Here is a 1,491-nt window from a genome sequence, read left to right on the forward strand (position 1 = left end):
CACATTGTGAGGCACTCGCCATCGAATTTCTGTAACGGACCGCGGAGGTGCTCGATCGTGGCTCAAGCGGTCGCTGCCTGCGGGATATTCAGCGGTACCGAACGTGACGACGACGGTGCGGGCAGCTTCATGCTATGGCTGTTACACATTTTTGCGAACCGTGACCAACACTTTGTCGGTCGCCCCGTACAGTCCGTGCAACTGTCGCGCGTGCTCCTTGCTCCGGCGATTCCCCGGGTCTATCGTGCGATACGCACGCGCGTCGGAACATCGCTCGGACGTGCCCCTGGTTTGACCGGAATAACAGGTGGGTCGAGATCGAGCGCCCCTCGACGCCGTGCGAGCGATGGCCAGGCGCGTGAGCCTGCGGGCACAAGGGGGCGAACGTCTCGATGGGCATCTCGCACACGGCGTCGGCGCCCGACGCAGGTGGCCACGACCGCCGGCCGAAGCCGTACCGGCTGGTCCGGAGATGACCGCGACGGTGGGGCGGCATCAGGCGGGCCGGCCGACGGCAGCCGACGCCGACGCCGACATGGTGGCCCTGGTGCGGGCGGCCCAGGGCGGTGACTCCGCCGCACTCGACCAGCTCCTCAGGATCAGCCTTCCGATGGTCTACCAGGTGGCGGCCAACGGACTGTCGGCGGCGGACGTCGACGACGTGGTGCAGGAGACGATGCTGCGTGCGGTCTCCGGGCTGAGCCAGGTGAGCAGACCGGAGCGTTTCCGGTCGTGGTTGCTGTCGACAGCGCTGCGCCAGACCCGCCGCCGCCTGGCTCGGGTGGGGGAGGACCACCGGCGATTCCTCGCCGATGACCCGGACGAGCTGGATGCCGGCGTCGACGTGGCCGACCTCGGCCTCGACCAGGTGGAGCTGAGCCGCCAGCGCCGGGAACTCAGCGCTGCCACGCAGTGGCTCGACCGTGACGACCGGGAGTTGCTCAACCTGTGGTGGCTCACCCAGGCCGGTGACCTGAGACCCACCGAGCTGGGCCCGACCCTGGGCATCTCGGAGGTGCACGTCCGGGTGCGCCTGCACCGCCTGCGCAGCCGGTTGGACAGCGCTCGTCGGATCGAACGCGCCGTCGGCGCGGCCGGCGGGAGCGCCGGCTGCCGCGACGTCGTGGCGCTGCTGCGGAACTGGCCCGGCGTACGGTCGCCGCTGTGGCGCAAGCGGCTGGTCCGGCACGTCGACGGCTGCCGAGCGTGCGCGCAGGTCGACGCAGGGCTGCTGCCACCGGAGGCGTTGCTGGCCACCGCACCGTTGCTGGCCGCACCGCCGCTGCTCCTGCCCCAGACGGGCGTCGAGCCGGTGGCCACCGGCCTGGTGACCGCCCTGGTCGAGAGCGTGCGGCAGTTCGTGCACGTCCTGATCGCCAAGCCCGCCGCCACCGCAGTGGCGGCGGCGGTCGCGGTGGGCGGCGGAGCCGCGGCGTACGTCGTCAGCGAGGGCCACGGCGGACCACGACCGGACACCGCGGTCGTCGCCCC

1 protein-coding gene is annotated in these 1,491 nt (G+C 71.3%); it reads left to right on the forward strand.

The genetic code is table 11. From position 1 onward, the window contains the following. Positions 1 to 472: 472 nt before the first annotated feature. On the forward strand, positions 473 to 1,491 hold a 1,019-nt coding region (locus tag AB0I76_RS29780; RefSeq protein WP_357042428.1), incomplete at its 3' end, for a sigma-70 family RNA polymerase sigma factor.

The organism is Micromonospora sp. NPDC049799, assembly GCF_040656655.1.
In the GTDB taxonomy this organism is placed as follows: Bacteria; Actinomycetota; Actinomycetes; order Mycobacteriales; family Micromonosporaceae; genus Micromonospora.